Origin of the sequence: Aeromonas sp. ASNIH4, assembly GCF_002934425.1 — a bacterium.
In the GTDB taxonomy this organism is placed as follows: domain Bacteria; phylum Pseudomonadota; class Gammaproteobacteria; order Enterobacterales; family Aeromonadaceae; genus Aeromonas; species Aeromonas hydrophila.
In genome coordinates this window covers 1,972,916-1,991,216 of the sequence record NZ_CP026217.1, presented here as the reverse complement: position 1 = coordinate 1,991,216, position 18,301 = coordinate 1,972,916, and the positions used below count along the sequence as shown (strand labels likewise).

24 protein-coding genes and 5 tRNA genes are annotated in these 18,301 nt (G+C 61.4%); 22 read left to right on the top strand and 7 right to left on the bottom strand.

The features are described 5' to 3' along the window. The first annotated feature begins 244 nt into the window (after positions 1-244). Complete coding sequence (locus C2U40_RS09160; RefSeq protein ID WP_011705996.1) at positions 245-1,615, top strand: L-serine ammonia-lyase; 1,371 nt, start codon at positions 245-247, stop codon at positions 1,613-1,615. 161 nt (positions 1,616-1,776) lie between these two features. On the opposite strand, the gene C2U40_RS09155 is transcribed toward C2U40_RS09160, so the two are convergent. Then, positions 1,777-2,736, bottom strand: coding sequence for a lytic murein transglycosylase (locus C2U40_RS09155; RefSeq protein ID WP_103827503.1), 960 nt, complete (start codon positions 2,734-2,736; stop codon positions 1,777-1,779). Continuing rightward, positions 2,733-3,014, bottom strand: coding sequence for a YcgL domain-containing protein (locus tag C2U40_RS09150; RefSeq protein WP_011705994.1), 282 nt, complete (start codon positions 3,012-3,014; stop codon positions 2,733-2,735). The genes C2U40_RS09155 and C2U40_RS09150 overlap by 4 nt, the downstream gene beginning before the upstream one ends. 107 nt (positions 3,015-3,121) lie before the next feature. Between C2U40_RS09150 and minC the strand changes: the two genes are divergently transcribed. The 5 genes from minC (at position 3,122) to mtgA (ending at position 6,226) form a co-directional block, all read left to right on the top strand. Further along, positions 3,122-3,844 (top strand): septum site-determining protein MinC, encoded by a 723-nt coding sequence (gene minC / locus C2U40_RS09145; RefSeq protein ID WP_103827504.1) that lies wholly within the window; start codon positions 3,122-3,124, stop codon positions 3,842-3,844. An 18-nt stretch (positions 3,845-3,862) separates the two neighbouring features. After that, a complete protein-coding gene (minD, locus tag C2U40_RS09140) occupies positions 3,863-4,675 on the top strand; it encodes a septum site-determining protein MinD (protein WP_011705992.1) in 813 nt (270 codons plus the stop codon). A 2-nt stretch (positions 4,676-4,677) separates the two neighbouring features. Continuing rightward, positions 4,678-4,944, top strand: a complete 267-nt coding sequence (gene minE, locus C2U40_RS09135) for a cell division topological specificity factor MinE (RefSeq protein ID WP_011705991.1) — start codon at positions 4,678-4,680, stop codon at positions 4,942-4,944. Between the two features lie 188 nt (positions 4,945-5,132). After that, a complete protein-coding gene (locus tag C2U40_RS09130; RefSeq protein ID WP_180345345.1) occupies positions 5,133-5,459 on the top strand; it encodes an HI1450 family dsDNA-mimic protein in 327 nt (108 codons plus the stop codon). Between the two features lie 59 nt (positions 5,460-5,518). Next, positions 5,519-6,226 carry a monofunctional biosynthetic peptidoglycan transglycosylase gene (gene mtgA / locus C2U40_RS09125; RefSeq protein ID WP_103827505.1) on the top strand — a complete coding sequence of 236 codons (708 nt, stop codon included), beginning with the start codon at positions 5,519-5,521 and terminating at the stop codon, positions 6,224-6,226. Here mtgA and C2U40_RS26505 read toward each other — a convergent pair. Next, complete coding sequence (locus C2U40_RS26505; protein WP_181014764.1) at positions 6,214-6,360, bottom strand: hypothetical protein; 147 nt, start codon at positions 6,358-6,360, stop codon at positions 6,214-6,216. The two genes, mtgA and C2U40_RS26505, sit on opposite strands and share 13 nt — an antisense overlap. A gap of 145 nt (positions 6,361-6,505) precedes the next feature. Here C2U40_RS26505 and C2U40_RS26500 point away from each other — a divergent pair, with 145 nt between their 5' ends. Next, positions 6,506-6,829, top strand: a complete 324-nt coding sequence (locus C2U40_RS26500) for an HI1450 family dsDNA-mimic protein (protein WP_016350838.1) — start codon at positions 6,506-6,508, stop codon at positions 6,827-6,829. Between the two features lie 41 nt (positions 6,830-6,870). Here C2U40_RS26500 and C2U40_RS09115 read toward each other — a convergent pair whose 3' ends face one another. Both C2U40_RS09115 and C2U40_RS09110 read right to left on the bottom strand, forming a co-directional pair. Next, entirely contained in the window at positions 6,871-7,182 is a 312-nt protein-coding gene (locus tag C2U40_RS09115; protein WP_103827506.1) for a DUF1289 domain-containing protein, read from the bottom strand. Further along, complete coding sequence (locus C2U40_RS09110; RefSeq protein WP_039214397.1) at positions 7,183-8,055, bottom strand: CvfB family protein; 873 nt, start codon at positions 8,053-8,055, stop codon at positions 7,183-7,185. It lies immediately after the preceding gene. Positions 8,056-8,267: 212 nt separating this feature from the next. Here C2U40_RS09110 and C2U40_RS09105 point away from each other — a divergent pair, with 212 nt between their 5' ends. From C2U40_RS09105 to C2U40_RS09090, 4 genes are all read left to right on the top strand, one after another. After that, positions 8,268-9,482 carry a UPF0149 family protein gene (locus C2U40_RS09105; RefSeq protein ID WP_103827508.1) on the top strand — a complete coding sequence of 405 codons (1,215 nt, stop codon included), beginning with the start codon at positions 8,268-8,270 and terminating at the stop codon, positions 9,480-9,482. A gap of 169 nt (positions 9,483-9,651) precedes the next feature. Next, positions 9,652-10,122, top strand: a complete 471-nt coding sequence (locus tag C2U40_RS09100; protein WP_016350842.1) for a MarR family winged helix-turn-helix transcriptional regulator — start codon at positions 9,652-9,654, stop codon at positions 10,120-10,122. After that, positions 10,119-10,307: a DUF4250 domain-containing protein gene (locus C2U40_RS09095; protein ID WP_016350843.1), complete on the top strand. Its 189-nt coding sequence runs from the start codon at positions 10,119-10,121 to the stop codon at positions 10,305-10,307. The genes C2U40_RS09100 and C2U40_RS09095 overlap by 4 nt, the downstream gene beginning before the upstream one ends. Before the next feature lie 163 nt (positions 10,308-10,470). Beyond that, positions 10,471-10,650: a hypothetical protein gene (locus C2U40_RS09090; RefSeq protein ID WP_017408281.1), complete on the top strand. Its 180-nt coding sequence runs from the start codon at positions 10,471-10,473 to the stop codon at positions 10,648-10,650. A gap of 96 nt (positions 10,651-10,746) precedes the next feature. Here the strand turns inward: C2U40_RS09090 and C2U40_RS09085 are convergent, their stop codons facing one another. Continuing rightward, positions 10,747-11,334 (bottom strand): FMN-dependent NADH-azoreductase, encoded by a 588-nt coding sequence (locus tag C2U40_RS09085; protein ID WP_024945315.1) that lies wholly within the window; start codon positions 11,332-11,334, stop codon positions 10,747-10,749. Positions 11,335-11,559: 225 nt separating this feature from the next. On the opposite strand from C2U40_RS09085, the gene C2U40_RS09080 reads away from it, so the two are divergent. From C2U40_RS09080 to C2U40_RS09065, 4 genes are all read left to right on the top strand, one after another. Then, positions 11,560-12,450 (top strand): DMT family transporter, encoded by an 891-nt coding sequence (locus C2U40_RS09080; protein WP_042006472.1) that lies wholly within the window; start codon positions 11,560-11,562, stop codon positions 12,448-12,450. Positions 12,451-12,535: 85 nt separating this feature from the next. Then, a complete protein-coding gene (gene purT / locus C2U40_RS09075) occupies positions 12,536-13,714 on the top strand; it encodes a formate-dependent phosphoribosylglycinamide formyltransferase (protein WP_103827509.1) in 1,179 nt (392 codons plus the stop codon). A 128-nt stretch (positions 13,715-13,842) separates the two neighbouring features. Next, entirely contained in the window at positions 13,843-14,502 is a 660-nt protein-coding gene (hxpB, locus tag C2U40_RS09070) for a hexitol phosphatase HxpB (protein WP_039214391.1), read from the top strand. A gap of 269 nt (positions 14,503-14,771) precedes the next feature. Beyond that, a complete protein-coding gene (locus tag C2U40_RS09065; protein ID WP_005301298.1) occupies positions 14,772-14,975 on the top strand; it encodes a CPXCG motif-containing cysteine-rich protein in 204 nt (67 codons plus the stop codon). Positions 14,976-15,064: 89 nt separating this feature from the next. Here the strand turns inward: C2U40_RS09065 and C2U40_RS09060 are convergent, their stop codons facing one another. Further along, positions 15,065-15,682 carry a riboflavin synthase subunit alpha gene (locus C2U40_RS09060; RefSeq protein ID WP_103827510.1) on the bottom strand — a complete coding sequence of 206 codons (618 nt, stop codon included), beginning with the start codon at positions 15,680-15,682 and terminating at the stop codon, positions 15,065-15,067. A 130-nt stretch (positions 15,683-15,812) separates the two neighbouring features. Here C2U40_RS09060 and C2U40_RS09055 point away from each other — a divergent pair, with 130 nt between their 5' ends. The 7 genes from C2U40_RS09055 (at position 15,813) to C2U40_RS09025 (ending at position 18,214) form a co-directional block, all read left to right on the top strand. Next, positions 15,813-16,019: a YaeP family protein gene (locus tag C2U40_RS09055; RefSeq protein ID WP_005301307.1), complete on the top strand. Its 207-nt coding sequence runs from the start codon at positions 15,813-15,815 to the stop codon at positions 16,017-16,019. A gap of 146 nt (positions 16,020-16,165) precedes the next feature. Next, the gene (locus C2U40_RS09050; protein ID WP_103827511.1) at positions 16,166-17,545 is read left to right on the top strand and encodes an MATE family efflux transporter; all 1,380 of its coding nucleotides are present in this window, start codon (positions 16,166-16,168) and stop codon (positions 17,543-17,545) included. 160 nt (positions 17,546-17,705) lie between these two features. Further along, positions 17,706-17,782 (top strand) — tRNA-Val (locus C2U40_RS09045). A 12-nt stretch (positions 17,783-17,794) separates the two neighbouring features. Beyond that, positions 17,795-17,871 (top strand) — tRNA-Val (locus C2U40_RS09040). A 17-nt stretch (positions 17,872-17,888) separates the two neighbouring features. After that, positions 17,889-17,965 (top strand) — tRNA-Val (locus tag C2U40_RS09035). Positions 17,966-18,023: 58 nt separating this feature from the next. After that, positions 18,024-18,100 (top strand) — tRNA-Val (locus C2U40_RS09030). 37 nt (positions 18,101-18,137) lie between these two features. Beyond that, positions 18,138-18,214 (top strand) — tRNA-Val (locus C2U40_RS09025). Positions 18,215-18,301: the final 87 nt, after the last annotated feature.

Below are 18,301 nucleotides of genomic sequence, written 5' to 3'. Positions count from 1 at the left end.
ACCCGACATTGTCGGGTATTTTTATGGGCAAACGCTTAACAAAATGGATAAGCATCAAAATAAATTTTATACTCGCCCGCTCTGATTCAACAAAAATAGATCTATTTCAACTTTTTTTGGGCTTTGAGCCGTTACACTGTGGTTATCTGGTTCATTGACCTCGGCGACGACGCCCTCGTCCCATGGATCACCCCGTTTCTGCGAGTGGGCATGGCGCCCCCTTCTATCCTGAGGTAATTGTTACATGATCAGCGTTTTTGATATCTTCAAAATCGGTGTTGGCCCCTCCTCTTCCCACACTGTCGGCCCGATGAAAGCAGCCAAACAGTTCGTGGATGAACTGCGTGCAGGCGGCAAGATCCGTGACATCACCCGGATCCAGGTCGATGTCTACGGCTCACTCTCCTGGACCGGCAAAGGTCACCACACCGATACCGCTATCATCATGGGTCTGGCGGGCAACCTGCCGGAAAATGTCGACATCGACGGCATCCCCGAGTTCATCTCCCGCGTCGAGCAGACCGGTCGTCTGCCCATCGGCCTGCACTGCCACACTGTCAGCTTCCCGCGCGATGCCATGGTGTTCCATGACGAAGCCCTGCCGCTGCATGAAAACGGCATGAAGCTGACCGCCTTCATCGAAGATGCTGCCGTCTACAGCAAGACCTACTACTCCATCGGCGGTGGCTTCATCGTTGACGAAGAGAACTTCGGCAAGGCCGACAGCGGCGACATGTCCGTCAGCTACCCGTTCAAGAGCGCGGCCGAGCTTATCGCCCACTGCAGCCAGACCGGCCTCTCCATCTCCGCCCTGATGATGGAAAACGAGAAGTGCTTCAATACCCCGGAAGAGATCTACAAGAAGCTTGGCAAGATCTGGACCACCATGCGTGAAGGGATCGAGCGCGGCTGCCGCACCGAAGGCGTTCTCGCCGGCCCGCTGCGCGTACCGCGCCGCGCCGCGCCGCTCTATCGTCAGCTGACCACCAACGAGAACCTCTCCAACGATCCGATGAACATCGTGGACTGGGTCAACATGTTCGCCCTGGCGGTGAGTGAAGAGAACGCGGCCGGTGGCCGTGTGGTGACCGCGCCGACCAACGGTGCCGCCGGCATCATCCCGGCCGTGCTGGCCTACTACGACAAGTTCATCCAGCCGGTTGGCCGCGACGACTACACCCGCTTCTATCTGGCTGCCGCTGCCGTTGGCATGCTCTACAAGATGAATGCCTCCATCTCCGGCGCCGAAGTAGGCTGTCAGGGTGAAGTGGGCGTCTCCTGCTCCATGGCCGCCGCCGGTCTGACCGAGTTGATGGGCGGTAGCCCCGAGCACGTCTGTGAAGCCGCCGAGATCGGCATGGAACACAACCTGGGTCTGACCTGTGACCCGGTCGCCGGTCAGGTGCAGGTACCCTGCATCGAGCGCAACGCCATCGCTGCCATGAAGGCGGTCAACGCCTCTCGCATGGCGCTGCGTCGCACCTCCAAGCCGCGCGTCTCGCTGGACAAGGTCATCGAGACCATGTACATCACCGGCAAGGACATGGACTCCAAGTACCGTGAAACTTCCCGCGGTGGCCTGGCCATCAAGGTGATGCAAGTCGCCTGCGAATAAGTCGGCGTGGCAACAATAAAAACGGCGGGAATTCCCGCCGTTTTTATTGCCTGTCGTTTGGATATTCCGCCCCGTCTCGCCCGGCGAGTCCGCCGCATCCGATCGTTATTCCCACGCTGATAACTTGCCCTCGGTGGCAAATCCGGCGCTACTGAGATCGATTATTCCACGATACGATCGGCCAGGGTGCCCACCGCCACCACGAAATAGTGGGAGCGATTCCAGTCGCGCAGCACCCGATAATTGGGATAGGCAAGATAGGCTGCCCCGCCCTCCCCATCAGGCTGCACCAGCGAGGCCTGCAGCGACGCCCGCGGCAAGTCTGCCCCATCCGCTTTGCGCACTCCGAGGGCCTGCCATGCCGACAGCGCCCGAGTCTCCTCCAGCCCGATCAGCGCAGGATCCAGCCCTGCCGGCACCCTCACAAGGCGACCCCAGGTTTCATCCCCGTGCCAGCCGTTCTGATGCAGATAATTGGCTGCCGAACCAAACACATCCGCCAGATTGCCCCACAGATCCTGCTTGCCGTCCCCGTCCTGATCGACCGCATATTTGAGATAGGACGAGGGCATGAACTGCACCTGCCCCATGGCACCGGCCCAGGATCCCTTGAGATCGGCTGGCGCCATTTTCTGCTGCTCCAGAATGCGCAGGGCGTCAAACAACTGCCCCTTGAAGAAGGCTTCACGGCGCCCCTCCCAGGCCAGGGTCGCCAGCGACGACACCAGCGGATATTTGCCGGTCAATTTGCCGAAATTGGTTTCAATGCCCCACAGGGCGACAATAAAACGAGGTTGCACATCATATTCCGCCCCTATTTTTGTGAGCAGCGGCAAATACTGACGATATAGCCGTTTGGCTTGATTGACTTTCCATTGCGGCACGGCCCGAGGAATATAAGTGGCGAGGGTCTGTTTAAATTCCGGCTGATTTTTATCGTGCCGAATGGCGACCTCGATCAGGTGAATATCGGCGAAGGCGGCAGTGATCGTCGCCGGCGAGATCCCGGCGGCCAGGGCCTCTTGTTTGAGACCCGTCACATAACGTTCAAAATCGGGGCTGGCCTGCAGCGGGTAACTGATGATCCCGCTTATCAATAACAGAGCCAGCCGACCCTTCATTCCCGTTCGGCCTTTAATTGGGCCTTGTGTTGTTCCAGCAGGTTTTCCGGTGGCGGTGGCACCTGCAGATAGAAGCCCTGGCTCTGCAGCGCCTCCATCACCCGGCTGGTGGAGGCGATCCCCAAGGGCTTGGCTGGGTCCAGTTTGGTCATCAATACCAGTTCGGGACGGCCGAATGCACTCATCAGCACCTCGGGGACGCGGGAAAAATCCTCTCTTCTTTCAACAAAAAGATAGGTCTCGGCTTTTTTGCGACTTTTATAGACTGCACACAACATGGAAATTGATATAATCCAACCGGTTTATTGCCTCTGAGGATGGCAAACTATAACATCAGGAATTGAATAACAATAACGGATTACCGTCTCTGTCTCGGGGAAGATTCATGGTTGAGCGCGATAACGAATTGAAAGGGACCACCTTCACTATTTCTGTGTTGCATATCAGCGATGGCAAACCTGAGCGGATCCGCCAGTTGCTGGCGGCCAAAGTAGCTCAGGCGCCCCAGTTTTTTAATTGTGCCCCCCTCGTCATCAATGTGGAACGGCTCACCGATATCCCCGACTTCGAACAGCTCAAGGAGCTGGTGGAATCGGAAGACTTCGTGCTGGTCGGGATCACGGGGGCCCAGAGCGAGGCGATGAAGACGGCCGCCAAGGCGGCCGGACTGGCGGTGATGGCCTCCGGCAAGAGCCGCAAGGCCGAGCCGCAACCCCAGCCAGAGCCTGCTCCAGCCCCGGCCCCCATCGTCGAGGTGAAAGCCGTGCCGGCTCCGCAGGTAGCGAGCAAGGTGCATGTGGGCCCGGTGCGATCCGGTCAGCAGCTCTATGCCGCCGGCACCTCGCTGGTGGTGCTGGGTTCGGTCAGTCCGGGCGCCGAAGTGATCGCTGACGACAGTATTCATATTTATGGCACTCTGCGCGGCAGGGCCATTGCCGGTGCCAAGGGCAACCCCCAGGCACGGATCTATTGCCAGCAATTGCAGGCCGAGCTGCTCTCCATCGCAGGCACATTCCAGCTGAGCGATGCATTGCCGGCCGGCCTCATCCAGCAGCCGGTTCATGTCCGGCTGGATAACGAACAACTCCGTATAGACCGTATCAAATAGAGTTACAAGGAAGCGAGAATGGCGCGAATCATAGTCGTTACATCGGGTAAAGGTGGCGTTGGCAAGACCACAACCAGCGCGGCCCTGAGTACCGGTTTAGCTCAGCGTGGCCACAAGACCGTGGTCATCGATTTTGACATTGGTCTGAGAAATCTGGACCTCATCATGGGCTGCGAACGGCGCGTGGTGTATGACTTCGTCAACGTCATCAATGGCGAGGCCAACCTCAACCAGGCCCTCATCAAGGACAAGCGCTGCGAAAACCTGTTCATCCTGCCCGCCTCCCAGACCCGGGACAAGGACGCCCTCACCCGTGAAGGGGTTGAGAAGATCCTGGATCAGCTGACCGAGATGAAGTTCGACTACATCGTCTGCGACTCCCCGGCGGGGATCGAAGCTGGTGCCCTGATGGCGCTCTACTTCGCCGACGAGGCCATCGTCACCACCAACCCGGAAGTCTCGTCGGTGCGCGACTCGGATCGCATCCTCGGCATCCTGGCCTCCAAGTCCCGCCGCGCCGAGCGTGGCGAAGACCCGATAAAGGAACACCTGCTGCTCACCCGCTACTGCCCGACTCGCGTCAACCGTGGCGACATGCTGAGCGTGCAGGACGTGCAGGAGATCCTGGCCATCAAACTGCTCGGGGTGATCCCGGAGTCCCAGGCGGTGCTGCGTGCCTCCAACTCGGGGGAACCCGTCATCCTGGACAAGGAGTCCGATGCCGGTCAGGCCTATGAGGATGCCGTTGCCCGCCTGCTGGGCGACACCAAGGATTTTCGTTTTCTGGAAGAAGAAAAGAAGGGCTTCTTTAGCCGACTGTTCGGGAGTTAAGCATGTCATTATTGGATTATTTTCGTTCCAACAAGAAACAGAGCACCGCACAACTGGCCAAAGAGCGGTTGCAGATCATCGTGGCTCACGAGCGTTCATCCAGAGGGGGGCCGGATTACCTGCCCCAGCTCAAGCAGGATATCCTCGACGTGATCCGTAAATATGTGCAGATCGACCCTGACAAGATCACGGTCCAGCTGGACAAGAAGAGTGATGAGTTGTCCGTGCTGGAGCTCAACATCACCTTCGCCGATGACAAGAAGGGATGAGCTGACACCCTATGCGTGACCCCTTCCCCCAATGAAGACCGGATCCTGTGCCAGGATCCGGTTTTTTATTGCCACGGTGCCGCCAGCCGTACTCGCCAAGCAAGCAGGGGCCAGCTAGAATACCGCGCGCCACCGGCCGGCCTTGCCGACGGGGTTTTTCTTTTATTTTCAGCTGGAACAGACCGCTTATGTCTTCGAATGACGAAATGCACAGCGTCGAGGAACTGCTCGACACCGCTCTGGAACTCTTCATGGAGCTGGCCTCCGACAACCTGCCGGAGCAGGAGATTGCCCGCTTCAATCAGGAGTTCAACGATCGCGGCCTGCTGGCGGAAACCGATCCGGCCGATGACTGGGAAGCGGACGTGGGATTCGAAGTCAGCGACGCCGACTATGCCGAAGTCTGGATCGGGCTGGGCAACGAACAGGAAGAGTACGAGCACCTGTTCGCTCGCATGCTGCTCTCCCGCCGTGTTGACGAGAAGTTCTGCCACATCGAATGGCTGCCCCAATAATTCCGGATCCCGATGATCCCAGCCACTACGTCTGGGAGCCAGAACCGGAGCCCGACCCCGTGCGTCCCGCCCTCGCCAGACGCCTGCTGAGCGGGCTCGGCAAACTGCTGCTGGCAGCGCTGCTCAGCACCATCGTCTCGGTGGCATTGCTGCGCTTCATCGACCCGCCCATGTGGACCTGGCGCCTCGAGCGGGCGCTGTTTCCACCGGCCAAGGTAGCCGAGGTCAAACACGACTGGGTGCCGCTCGAGCAGATCTCCCGCGAGCTGCAACTGGCGGTGATCGCCGCCGAAGATCAACGCTTTGCCGAGCACAACGGCTTCGACATGGATGCCATCAGCTCGGCGCTCAAGCACAATCAGCACAGCGAGCGGGTGCGCGGCGCCAGCACCCTCAGCCAGCAGACAGCCAAGAACCTCTTCATGTGGAGCGATCGCAGCTTCCTGCGCAAGGGGATCGAGGCCTGGTTCACCCTGCTGATGGAGCTGGGCTGGGACAAGTCCCGCATCCTCGAGATGTACCTGAATATCGTGGAGTTCGGGCCCGGCATCTACGGCGCCGAGGCGGCGGCCAGACACTACTTCGGCAAACCGGCCGCCCGCCTGACCCGCTACGAGGCCTCCCTGCTGGCCGCCGCCCTGCCCAATCCCTGGCGCTATCGGGTCAAGCCTCCCTCGCCCTACGTCCAGCAGCGCTCGGCCTGGATCCGCCGTCAGATGAGCCAGCTGGGTCAGATCACCCTCAACAAGGTGCATCAGGCCGATTGACGAGACGGCCACCAAGGCTTAACTGCCGGCGGCCCCAGATGGCCGCCTATGGTGCCGCGATGCAGCGGCAGGTAGTGCCACCACCAGGCCTCTCGCCGCCGTTTGATCTGCTGTCGCCTTGTCCGTCGTTTCATGGCACCTCTCCCTTGCCCTCGCCCCCTTCAACCATACCCCTTTGCCGGCGCCCTTGCCCAGACCCGGCGCACCATGGCCACTGGTCTGGCCGCCACCGCCAATAATTGCTACAGTAGCGAACCTCGATGTATCTGGAGTGATTTCATGGAACAGCGTACCCCGGATCAACTGGTCGAATGGGCCTATGATCAGTTTCTTGAGCAGGCCGCAGACATGCTGGCCCCCGAACAAATCGTCGACATCACCCTGGAATTCGAACAGCGTGGCGCCGTCGAGGCGACCCTGCCCAACGCCGACTGGTCAGCCGAACTCGGTGTGCCGGTCGACATGGAGCGCTGGGTCGAGGTGTGGGTCGGCTTGCTGGATCATCAGGAGGAGTTTGAGGTAATTTTTGCCACCTTCCTGCTGCCCCGCCATCTCAATGAGCACGATGTCCATGTGCGCTGGCATCGTCAGCAACAGGCATGAAAAAGGCGCCCTCGGCGCCTTTCTCTTTTCTGCAGAGCCCCTCAGGGGCGGGCCGCAATGGCCTTGACCAGACAACGGCGGCACCAGCAGGCGCTGGCCTCTCCCATGGGCAGGGCCGGCAACTGGCTGCACCAGCACTCGGCGATGGTCGCACCAGCTGACACTGCGCAAAAGGCCGGTTCACCGCAGCCGGGGCAACGGTGGGTGCTGGTTGAACCGTCCAGCTGCGCCATCACCGCCAGCTGGGCCTCACTGTCCATGGCGGACCAGCGACCTATCTCGGTCAGGGTACGGCCACAGCCGAGGCAGAGGCCGTCCTTCGCCTGGCAATGGCCAATGCAGGGGCTCGGCACTTATTCGCCATCCGGCGCGTTATCGGCAGCCACGAGCGTGATGCAGTTGTCCTCGAGCACAATCTTGCCTTGCTTGTAGAGGCCGCCGATGGCCTTCTTGAAGGTGCCCTTGCTCATGCCGAGCAGCTTGTAGATGAGCTCGGGTTCGCTCTTGTCACCCACCGCCAGGCTGCCGCCCTGCTTCTTGAGGCGGGCCAGGATCAGCTCGCCGGCATCGTCCATCCGCGCCATGCCCGGCTTTTGCAGGGTCAGATCCAGCTTGCCGTCGTCACGCACCTGCTTGACCCAGGCGGTCAGCGGCCGGCCCGTGGTGACCCGGCCAAACACCTCGTTCTTGAACAGCATACCGGCGTATTCGCCGTTGACGATCGCCTTGATGCCGAGCGGCGTGCGCTCGCCGGGCAGGGCAGTCACTTCGTCACCCGCCTTGAAGGGGGGCTTGTCGGTGCGCAGGAAGCGCTCGAGGCGGCTGGTGCCTACCATGCGGCCCTCGTGATCGAGCATCAGCCGCACCAGATAGACGTGGCCCACCTGCATCGGCTTGTTCTGCTCACGGGTCGGCACGAACAGATCTTTCTTCATGCCCCAGTCGAGGAAGGCGCCAATCTTGTTGGCATTGACCACCTTGAGGCCAACGATGTCGTCCACCATGGCAAACGGCTTGTCGGTGGTGATCACCGGCTCGCAGTCGGCATCCAGATAGAGGAAGACCTTGACCTCACTGCCCTCGGCCACCCCTTCCGGCAGTTGGCGTTTGGGCAGCAGCAGCTCGCCATATTCGTCGGCCGCAAGCCAGGCGCCGCGCTCTTCGAGCTCGACTACGGTAAGGGTGTTCATCTTGCCAATCTGTAGCATGGTGTTCTCTTCTTTCATTGTCCGGATGGCCAATTTTTCATTGCCCGTATGGGCGCGCATGTTACCCCAAGAGCGGTAACAGGGCCTAGTCCCTTGCCCTGTTCGCGGGTGATTTTCAGGGCCTTTTGGCAGCGTCACGGCGATATAATCGCCAGTCAGCCGCCCTTTAGCTGCAAATAACCCCACTTTTGGGTAGACTTCGCCGCTGTCAAAATCCAGAGGAACTGTCGATGAATCCATCCACTCGTACCCGTCATCTCAATCAATGGATCCAGACCCACAGTGGGCAGGACATGACCTACCCGGCGCTGCACGGCTTTTTGTGCGCCTGCCTGGTCGGGCCGGATGCCCCTGACTGGCAGGCCCCGCTGGCCGGTCTGTTGCCCCATGACGCCGAGCTGGATGAGAAGAGCAGCGATGCGTTGCACCATCTGATCGCCGAGCTGGAAGCCCAGGCCGATGAGGCCCAGCTCGCCCTGCCGAGCCAGTGCCGCCTCTCCACCGAGAGTCCGGAACAGGTCTTCGAGCAGAGTCACCCGCTCGGTCAGTGGTGCTACGGCTTCAGCCAGGGCTTTGCCACCTGGCCCAAGCCCAAGGATCTGAACGACCCGACCACCCAGTACCGTTTCAGCCTGGCCGCCGAGCTGAGCCTGTTTCGCGACAAACCCATGGCGCAGATGCTGCACTCGGCAGCCGGCAGTGACCTCCCCTTCATGGAGTTTTGCAAGCGCCAGCGCCAGAACATGAAGACCGCCCTCAACCAGCTGCTGCAACTGGACGAGTATCAGGCCGTGCCGAGCACGGAGCAGACCCTGGACAGCGAGCAGGCCGAGCAGTGGCAACAGTGGTTCGAACTGGCCGATGCCAGCCGCGATCCGCACAGCCGTCTCGGCTGGTTTGACAAGGTGATCGCCGACGCCGAGCCGCTGTTCGACGCCGCCTTCTGGCAGCAGATTGCCGGCCATGGCTGGAGTGCCCACGAAGCGCGCCCGCTGCTGGCCGCCCGGGCCGGGCGGGCCGACTGCCTGCTGCGTCTCGGCCAGCTGGAACAGGCGCGCAGCGAATATCTGGCGCTGCTCGAGCTGTGTGTGGCCGACGAGCTGGGTTGCCGCTATCCCCTCTCCAGCCTCTATGCCCTGCAAGGGGAGTGGCAGGCGCTGCAGGACCTGCTGGTGCGCTTTGATGAAGCCTCCAGCTGGCTGCTCTACAACAAGGCGCTGATGACCTTCGTCTGCGCGGGTGCCGAGGCCGCACAGCCGCTGCTGAGCGCCGCCATCAAGGCCAACGCCCATGTACCGGCCTGTCTGCTGGGCCAGCGCAAGCTGCCCAAACAGGAGCCCCACAGCTGGCAGGCGGGCAGTCGCGACGAGGCGGCACTCTACACCCTGCAAAGCCGCGAGGCCTGGCTCAAGCACAACGCCTTGATCTGGCTGCGCAAAGGCTGAGCCCGCAGCCACAAAACCAGCCTCGAACAGACCCGGTTGCGGCGGATGACGTGCGCAACCGCACATTTCTCTGGTGCATGTTCAGACAAACGGCCTTGTGTTACGTATCATCAAGGCCAAAGTATCAAGAGAAACTGCACCCGATGCAGCCGTCACAGCAGGATGTCATATGTCAAAGATCATAGAGCTGCTTGCCCACTATCCCCCCTATCAGCTGGTTCACGCCGCCGAGATGGTGCGCGACACCTTTGAGCAGTTTTACCAGCAGCGCTATCAGCTGACGGTGCCCCAATGGCGCCTGATGATGGTGCTCGGCCCCAACTACCCCATCAGCCAGAAAGAGCTGGTCGAGGCGAGCGGGATGGACAAGGTGCGGATCTCCCGCGAAATTCACCGGCTGGTGGAAAAAGGGATCCTGTTCACCGAGAGCAGCGAACACGACAAGCGGGTCAGCCTGGTCTCCTTCACCCAGGCGGGGCTCACCCTGTTCCAGCAGCTCAAGACCGAAGCTGGCAGCTGGCAGCACACCCTCACCGACTACCTGCCGGCCGAGGCGCGTCAATCCATTCGTCTGCACCTGCAAAGCGTCAGCGACGCCATCGAACAACTTCACCTGCTGGATAGCGAGCGACCCTCATGAACCTGAACAACTTTGCCACCATGGACGTCAACATGCTGCTGAGCCTGGTCAACATGCAGCTGCGTGATCGCTTCGATGATCTCGATGATCTCTGCAAGGCGCAGGATCTCGACAAGGCGGCGCTGGTCGCCAGGCTGGCCAGCGGCGATTTCCACTATCAGGAAGATCAGAAGCAGTTCAGATAGGGATCCGGATCACAACCCGGCCCATGCCGCTGGCTCCGGCGGCAAAAGCTGCTATGGTGATGGCTACCCCGGTCAACTGACCTGCGGCAAGAGGTACGGATACATCTTGCTGTCACAGACCGCGGTTAGCCTTCTACTCACCAGCCGCAGCCAAGGATGACCCATGATGTTCCTGACCCGCCCGACCAGCCTGATCACCCTCTGTGCCCTGCTGATGATCAGCCTCTTCTCACCGCGCCTGCCCGACAGCGCCGAGCAGTGGCTCACCACCCTGCTGCTGGGCTCTCTGGTGGCGGTCTGCCTGATGGTCGGCAGCGGCTGTCGCCGTTTTCTGCGGGATTGACCTACCCGGCCCCATTCGCCGCAAGGCCCCAAAACAGACAACGCAGCCCGAGGGCTGCGTTGTCGCTTTCTGACGTCTGGCAAAGTGCCGTCTTGATCAGAGTGCCAGGGTCTCCAGCTGGCCTTTGGCCTGCTCGATGCCCTTGGCCTGGGCATCCGGGCCCATTCCCATGCCTTCGGCGTAGATGAAGTCCACGTCCTTGATGCCGATGAAACCCAGCACGGTGCGCATGTAGGGAGTCACCAGATCGGTGGCGCTGCCGACGTGCATGCCGCCGCGGGGGCTGATCACCAGGGCGCGGGTGTTTTCCACCAGGCCGACCGGACCGGTTTCGGTGTAACGGAAGGTGACGCCGGCGCGGGCCACCAAATCGATCCAGTTCTTCAGCTGGGTCGGGATGTTGAAGTTGTACATGGGGGCGGCAATCACCACCAGATCGCTCGCCTTCAATTCGGCAACCAGCTCGTCGGACTGGGCCAGCACGGCCAGTTGACGCTCATTGAGGTTCTCACCACCGCGCAAGCCCATGGCCAGCTCGCCATCCAGCACCGGCAGGTTCAGGGACGCCAGATCACGCACGGTGACGGTGTCGGACGCATGGTCGGCCAGGAAGCCGTCGATCAGGGCGTTGGATTGGGAATATTGGCCCAGGATGCTGGACTTGAGTACGAGGATATTGGCCATGGTGAAACTCCATTTGGTTGTCGGTTGAACAGCGGTGCTGTCGATGGAGGTCACTCTAAACATTGGGCTTCTATACAGATAGCGAAAATAGATGCTCAACTTATTCAAAATATTTGATGTTAGCTCACTCTCTCGCCAGCCACTGCTCCTCCGCCCCGCCAAGGCTTGGCAGAACAAACGATTGCCGTTATGATCCGCCGCACTTTTTTCAGCGTTCCGGATCCCATGACACCCTCGCGCAGGCACTCTCCCTTTGCCGGTGCAGTCTGGATGATGGTAGCGGGCCTCTGCTTCGCCGCCGTCAACAGCCTGAGCCAGTATGTCAGCTTCAAGCTCGGCCTCCCTTCGACCCAGGTCGCCTTCCATCAATATCTGATTGCCCTGGTCTGCCTGCTGCCCTGGCTCATTCGTCACGGTCTGCGCCAGTCGCTGATGACCAACCAGCTGCGGCTGCACCTGCTGCGGGTCGCCCTGGCGGTGGTCGGCATCCAGTTCTGGCTGTGGGCGCTGGCGGTGCCCGTTCCCATCTGGCAGGGCATCGCGCTGCTGATGACGTCGCCGCTGTTTGCCACCCTGGGCTCCGCCCTCTTTCTCAAAGAGCAGGTGAGCCGGGCCCGCATTCTGGCAACCCTGGCCGGCTTTGTCGGCGCCATGCTGATCCTGGCCCCCTGGACCGACGATTTCAGCTGGGCCTCCCTGCTGCCGGTGGCGGCGGCCCTGTTCTGGGCCGGCTACTCCTTGCTGGTGCGCTATCAGGCGGCGAGCGAGTCGTCCCATACCATCGTCGTCTATCTGCTCATCTTCAGCACCCCGTTCAACGCCATGCTGGCGCTGCCGGAGTGGCAGTGGCCGAGCGAAACCCAGTGGCTGCTGGTAGCCGCCTCCGGCGTGCTGTCGGCACTGGCCCAGATGTCCATCGCCCGCGCCTACAGCGTGGCCGAGGCCTCGTTCGTGCAACCCTTTGATTTTGCCAAGCTGCCGATGAACGTGCTGGCCGGCTGGCTGGTGTTTGGCTGGGCGCCGCCCGGCCGATTGTGGCTCGGGGCCGCCATCATCATCGGCGCCATCACGCTGCTCACCCATCTGGAGCAGCGCGCCCACAAATCCGTTTCCTGAGGTACGCCATGCGTGCCTCTTTTTTTGCCCGCTATTCGCGCAATAGCGGCCATCAATCATCACTCACGACATCAGGAGAGATCACATGTTTGGAACCGCTACCCGCCCCGGCGCTACCCGCGCCCTGCTGCTGGGCTCCGGCGAACTTGGCAAGGAGGTCGCCATCGAGCTGCAACGCTTCGGCATCGAGGTGATCGCCGCCGACCGCTATGCCGATGCCCCCGCCATGCAGGTGGTGCACAAAGCCCATGTGCTGGACATGCTGGACGGCGCCGCCCTGCGCGCCCTGGTCAACGAGGTCAAACCGGATCTGATCATTCCCGAGCTTGAAGCCATCGCCACCGATACCCTGGCAGCCTTGGAGCAGGAGGGCGTCAAGGTGGTGCCAAACGCCCGCGCCACCCAACTCACCATGAACCGGGAGGGGATCCGCCGCCTCGCCGCCGAGACGCTGGGCTTGCCCACCTCCCCCTACCGCTTTGCCCAGAGCAAGGAGGAGTTTGTCGCCGCCGTTGACACCATCGGCCTGCCCTGCGTGGTGAAGCCGGTGATGAGCTCGTCCGGTAAGGGCCAGAGCGTGCTGCGCGATCTCGCCAAGCTCGACGAGAGCTGGACCTATGCCCAGGAGGGCGGTCGCGCCGGCCGCGGCAAGGTGATCGTCGAGGGCTTCGTCCCCTTCGAGTACGAGATCACCCTGCTCACGGTACGCGCCGTCGACGGCATCCACTTCTGCCAGCCCATCGGCCATCGGCAGGAAGATGGCGACTACCGCGAATCCTGGCAGCCACAAGCGATGAGTGAACTGGCGCTGGCCCGCTCCAAAGAAGTCGCCGCCAAGGTGGTCGAGGCCCTCGGTGGTTACGGCCTGTTCGGGGTCGAGCTCTTCATCAAGGGCGATGAGGTGTGGTTCAGCGAGGTCTCGCCGCGCCCCCACGATACCGGCATGGTGACCCTGATTTCTCAGGATCTCTCCGAGTTCGCCCTGCACGTGCGCGCCATTCTGGGGCTGCCGGTCGGCACCATCACCCAGTACGGGCCGAGCGCCTCCGCCGTGGTGCTGCGCGAGGGTCACAGCCAGGACATCCGTTATCAGGGGATTGGCGAGGCATTGGCGCTGGTGCCAGGCGCCCAGTTGCGGCTGTTTGGCAAGCCGGAGATCGCCGGTCGCCGCCGGCTCGGCGTGGCGCTGGCCCGGGCTGAAGATTGCTCCATCGCAGTCGAGCAGGCCAAGGCCGTGGCCGCCAGGGTGGACGTGCTCTTCTGACCACTGTTTTTTGTCTCGCACAAACAAACGTTTGCCTGCGTGATCCGGCGCAAGGGGCATGGCAATGCCCCTTTTGCATTGAGGCGCCTCGCTTATAATTCCCCCTTCACCTATGTCAGGAGTACAAGATGTTAACTGCCGTGATCTTCGATATGGATGGTGTTCTGATCGATTCGGAACCCTTTTGGCAACGGGCCCAGATGGCCGTGTTCTCCGAGCTGGGCCATCCCCACACGGTGGAAGATTGCGAATCGACCATCGGCGTGCGCATCGATCAGCTGGTGGCCCACTGGTATCGCCTGCGCCCCTGGAGCGGTCCCAGCCAGGAAGAGGTGGTGCAGCGCATCCTGGATCGGGTCAACGCCCTGATCCTCTCCGAAGGTCAGGCCAAGGCCGGCGTGCTGGAGGCGCTCGATCTCATCGAGGCCCAGGGCCTTAAAGTGGGTCTGGCCACCTCCTCCCCCTTTGCCATGGTAGAAGCGGTGCTCGGCAAGCTCGGCATTCGCGATCGCTTCCTGGCGGTCCACTCCGCCGAGGTGGAGCGCTTCGGCAAGCCGCACCCGGATGTCTATATCCACGCCGCCGAGAAGCTGGGAGTGGAGCCGGTGCATTGTCTGGCCATCGAAGACAGCTTCACCGGCCTGCTGGCGGCCAAGGCCGCCTCCATGAAGGCGCTGATCGTGCCGGACCCTGCATTAGTGGGCGATCCCCGTCTGGCCATTGCCGATCATCAGCTACGCTCGCTCACCGAGCTGGATGCCGAGATGCTGGCCAACTGGACCAAATAAACAACAAACAGGCGCCGATCGTTCCCATGCACCCTGCATGAGTGGGCGATCCTCGTCTGGCCATTGCTGATCATCAGCTACGCTCGCTCACCGAGCTGGATGCCGAGATGCTGGCCAACTGGGTCAAGTAAACAACAGGCAGGCGCTGCCGGAGTGACCTCCTGCCTCCCTTGATCCCGGTCATAAACGTGCGCTTGCTCGCGGTCAGGACAGTGCGAACCAACTAGAATCAGGGGAGAGAGGCGGCCCACGGGCCCGAGGAGGTCATCATGATCGAGTACACCAGCAAGCGCATCGTCTGCCCCCACTGTGGCCATCATACCCGGGTCGAGCTGGATGCCAGCCAGGGGGATCAGGAGTTCTACGAGGATTGCATGGCCTGCTGCAACCCCATCCACCTGCGACTGCACCGGGATGAGGCGCGCGACTGCCTGCAACTGTTTGTGGACGCAGACGACGAACAGATGTTCTGACTGCCAGTGAACCCACCCACAAGATCGCCAAGGGCCTGCATGATGCAGGCCCTTTTCAATGGCAAATCCCTGAGGGCGAGTTGGTCAGCTTACCCCGGCTGACGGGCCGCCAGTACCCGCTCCACCGTGTCGACGATGGCCTGGGTCTGGGGGTCAATCTCGATGTTGGTGTGCCAGCCGGCTTTGACCCAACCCAGGTTGGTGCGAGCCAGCGTCTCGGGAATGAGATTGACGCAGAACTCGTTGCCGCGCACTTCACCCACCGTCAGGCTGATGCCGTCGATGCCGATGTAACCCTTGGTCAGCACGTATTTCATCAGCGTTGGGGCGAGGCGATACCACACCTGCCGGTTGTTGGGGGTGTCGATGACCGACACCACCTGCGCGGTGCCCATAATGTGGCCGGACATGGCGTGGCCGCCAATCTCATCGCCAAAACGGGCGGCCCGCTCCACGTTGACCTTGTCCCCCGGCTGCAGCTGGCCGAGGTTGGTGAGGCGCAGGGTCTCCTGCATCAGATCGAAGCTGACCAGCTCCCCCTCGACCCGGGTGACGGTCAGGCAGCAGCCGTTGTGGGCCACGGAGGCGCCCAGCGCCAGCCCCTCGCCCCAGGCCGGGCTCGGCATGCGGATCACGTGGGTACGAAAGTTGGGCCGCTCGTCGATGGCCACCAGTTCGGCGGTCCCCTGTACTATGCCGGTGAACATGTCTCGTCTCCTGCTACGAAAAAAGGCAGGGTAACCTCGCCCCGGGCCCCAGACAAGCGCGCTGGCTGACAAGCGGGCGGCCGATCGCTATAGTGACGACATTCAAACCAGCGCTGACAAGGAAATAAAAATGCAGGTATATCAATGCTGTGAGGCCATTCGCATCGCCTACAACCAGATTGGCTCCGGGGAGCAGGGCTATGTGCCGCAGGCGATTGCCGCCACCATCAGGGCGCTCAACGCCGTGGCATCGGACGAGCGGGTGCCGGCGGATCTGCGCGAACAGGCCGCCTACGCCGCCGCCAACCTGCTGATCAGCGATCACGAAGACGCCTGATCCGGCCCTTGCGCCAAACGTTTCGTCCCGGATGAATTTCAGGCTAGAATGACCCCCCCGCACTTTGCATTCCCGTTTCGGGAGTGCAAAGGCTCTTCCCGCTATCCGCTCTTTTTACGCTTTATCTGATCCACTCGGAGGTGTCAGTGCAACGTTATTGGTCCGAGGCGAGGCAACTCGTTCGTCTAGCCAGTCCCATTCTGGTGGCCCAGGTGGCCCAGGTCGCCATGAGCTTCGTCGATACCGTGATGGCGGGCCAGGTCAGCGCCGTGGATCTCGCGGCGGTGTCGGTGGCCTCCAGTTTCTGGCTGCCGATCATCTTGCTGACCCAGGGCATCATCATGGCACTCACCCCCATCGTCTCCCAGCTCAACGGGGCCCGCAAGCGGGACGAGGTACGTCCCGCCGTGCATCAGGGCTTCTGGCTGGCGCTGATGGTGATCCCGATCGCCATGCTGGCGCTCTATTTCAGCCCGCTGGCGCTGCACCTGATGGAGGTGGATCCCGTCATGGCCGCCAAGACCACCGGCTTCTTGCACGCCATCATGTGGGGTCTGCCCGCCTTCGTGCTGTTCCAGGTGCTGCGCAATTTCAGCGAGGGGCTCTCCCACACCATGCCGACCATGGTGATCGGCTTCGTGGGGCTGGCGGTCAATATTCCCGCCAACTATGTCTTCATCCACGGCCACCTCGGCATGCCGAAACTGGGCGGGGTCGGTTGCGGCGTGGCCACCGCCATCGTGCTGTGGGCCATGCTGCTGGCGATGATCATCTATGTGAAGCTCTCCTCTCATTTCAAGGAGATCAACCTCTTCTCCCGGCTCGCACGCCCCAATGGCAGCCGGATCTGGCGCCTGTTCCGCTTGGGCTTCCCCATCGCCATGGCCATCTTCTGCGAGGTGACCCTGTTCACCGTGGTGGCGCTGATGCTGGCCCCCTTCGGTGCGGAGACGGTGGCGAGCCACCAGATAGCTCTCAACTTCTCCAGCCTGGTGTTTATGCTGCCCTTGTCGATTGGGGTGGGTGTCACCATCCGGGTCGGCCACAGCATCGGCGAGGGTCAGCCCGCGCACGCCCGCGTCGCCGCCCGCACCGGCCTGATGCTGGGCATGGCGGTGGCTGCCGGTACCGCCGCCCTCACCGTGCTGCTGCGCGAGCATATCGCCAGTATCTACACCGACGACCTGCAGGTGATCACCCTCGCGGCCATACTGCTGTTCTTCGCCGCCATCTACCAGATCTCCGACTCGGTGCAGGTGGTGGCCGCAGCCGCCCTGCGCGGTTACAAGGACACCAAGGCGATCTTCTACGTCACCATCGTCGCCTACTGGGGACTGGGGCTGCCCACCGGCATGATCCTGGGGCTGACCGACTGGGTGGTGCCACGCATGGGGCCGCAGGGCTTCTGGATCGGTTTCATCGTCGGCCTGACCGGCGCTGCCCTGATGCTGGGCGCCCGCCTGCGTCATATCTATGGCCGCTTTGCCAGCCCGGAGGCCTGCAGCGCCCTCTCCAAGGCGCAATAGGGCAAACTCGCCTGCAAAATCAACAGGCTGCGCAAGAACTGGGCAAACAGTCTGCTTTGTGCGTGCGGCCTGTTGACAGCCTTGGGGGGCATGGGTAGTATGCCGACCACGCCAGCAGTGCTGGTGTGGTGAAACGGGTTTCTGACCCGGTTTGCAAAGTGGGTTTATAGCTCAGTTGGTTAGAGCACTACCTTGACATGGTAGGGGTCGTTGGTTCGAATCCAATTAAACCCACCACTTTTCCGTGATGCGTCCTTAGCTCAGCTGGTTAGAGCACCACCTTGACATGGTGGGGGTCGGTGGTTCGAATCCACTAGGACGCACCATCATGGAAACCTGTTATGCGTCCTTAGCTCAGCTGGTTAGAGCATCACCTTGACATGGTGGGGGTCGGTGGTTCGAATCCACTAGGACGCACCATAACAGTTTGAATAAGTTGCAGGAATTGAGTGTGAGCTGATGGCTCAAGCACAGATGTGGGTTTATAGCTCAGTTGGTTAGAGCACTACCTTGACATGGTAGGGGTCGTTGGTTCGAATCCAATTAAACCCACCACTCCCCCGCAATCAGATAACGTCGCCTTGCGCACCCTGCGTCCTTAGCTCAGCTGGTTAGAGCATCACCTTGACATGGTGGGGGTCGGTGGTTCGAATCCACTAGGACGCACCAGATTAGAAAAGCCCGCTCCTCGAGCGGGCTTTTTGCATCTCCCCTTTCCTGCTTCTCGCGGCATCCGCACGGCTGCACCCGCCATAC

Bases quoted from the DNA above. Each gene is read 5' to 3' on its own strand.
- hxpB (WP_039214391.1), top strand. From the start codon at position 13,843: ATGTTAACTGCCGTGATCTTCGATATGGATGGTGTTCTGATCGATTCG.
- C2U40_RS09055 (WP_005301307.1), top strand. From the start codon at position 15,813: ATGCAGGTATATCAATGCTGTGAGGCCATTCGCATCGCCTACAACCAG.
- minD (WP_011705992.1), top strand. From the start codon at position 3,863: ATGGCGCGAATCATAGTCGTTACATCGGGTAAAGGTGGCGTTGGCAAG.
- C2U40_RS09150 (WP_011705994.1), bottom strand. From the start codon at position 3,014: ATGTTGTGTGCAGTCTATAAAAGTCGCAAAAAAGCCGAGACCTATCTT.
- C2U40_RS09080 (WP_042006472.1), top strand. From the start codon at position 11,560: ATGACACCCTCGCGCAGGCACTCTCCCTTTGCCGGTGCAGTCTGGATG.
- C2U40_RS09160 (WP_011705996.1), top strand. From the start codon at position 245: ATGATCAGCGTTTTTGATATCTTCAAAATCGGTGTTGGCCCCTCCTCT.
- C2U40_RS26505 (WP_181014764.1), bottom strand. From the start codon at position 6,360: ATGAAACGACGGACAAGGCGACAGCAGATCAAACGGCGGCGAGAGGCC.
- C2U40_RS09085 (WP_024945315.1), bottom strand. From the start codon at position 11,334: ATGGCCAATATCCTCGTACTCAAGTCCAGCATCCTGGGCCAATATTCC.
- C2U40_RS09105 (WP_103827508.1), top strand. From the start codon at position 8,268: ATGAATCCATCCACTCGTACCCGTCATCTCAATCAATGGATCCAGACC.
- purT (WP_103827509.1), top strand. From the start codon at position 12,536: ATGTTTGGAACCGCTACCCGCCCCGGCGCTACCCGCGCCCTGCTGCTG.
- C2U40_RS09155 (WP_103827503.1), bottom strand. From the start codon at position 2,736: ATGAAGGGTCGGCTGGCTCTGTTATTGATAAGCGGGATCATCAGTTAC.
- C2U40_RS09130 (WP_180345345.1), top strand. From the start codon at position 5,133: ATGTCTTCGAATGACGAAATGCACAGCGTCGAGGAACTGCTCGACACC.
- C2U40_RS09060 (WP_103827510.1), bottom strand. From the start codon at position 15,682: ATGTTCACCGGCATAGTACAGGGGACCGCCGAACTGGTGGCCATCGAC.
- C2U40_RS26500 (WP_016350838.1), top strand. From the start codon at position 6,506: ATGGAACAGCGTACCCCGGATCAACTGGTCGAATGGGCCTATGATCAG.
- C2U40_RS09090 (WP_017408281.1), top strand. From the start codon at position 10,471: ATGATGTTCCTGACCCGCCCGACCAGCCTGATCACCCTCTGTGCCCTG.
- C2U40_RS09065 (WP_005301298.1), top strand. From the start codon at position 14,772: ATGATCGAGTACACCAGCAAGCGCATCGTCTGCCCCCACTGTGGCCAT.
- C2U40_RS09095 (WP_016350843.1), top strand. From the start codon at position 10,119: ATGAACCTGAACAACTTTGCCACCATGGACGTCAACATGCTGCTGAGC.
- C2U40_RS09100 (WP_016350842.1), top strand. From the start codon at position 9,652: ATGTCAAAGATCATAGAGCTGCTTGCCCACTATCCCCCCTATCAGCTG.
- C2U40_RS09110 (WP_039214397.1), bottom strand. From the start codon at position 8,055: ATGAAAGAAGAGAACACCATGCTACAGATTGGCAAGATGAACACCCTT.
- minC (WP_103827504.1), top strand. From the start codon at position 3,122: ATGGTTGAGCGCGATAACGAATTGAAAGGGACCACCTTCACTATTTCT.
- minE (WP_011705991.1), top strand. From the start codon at position 4,678: ATGTCATTATTGGATTATTTTCGTTCCAACAAGAAACAGAGCACCGCA.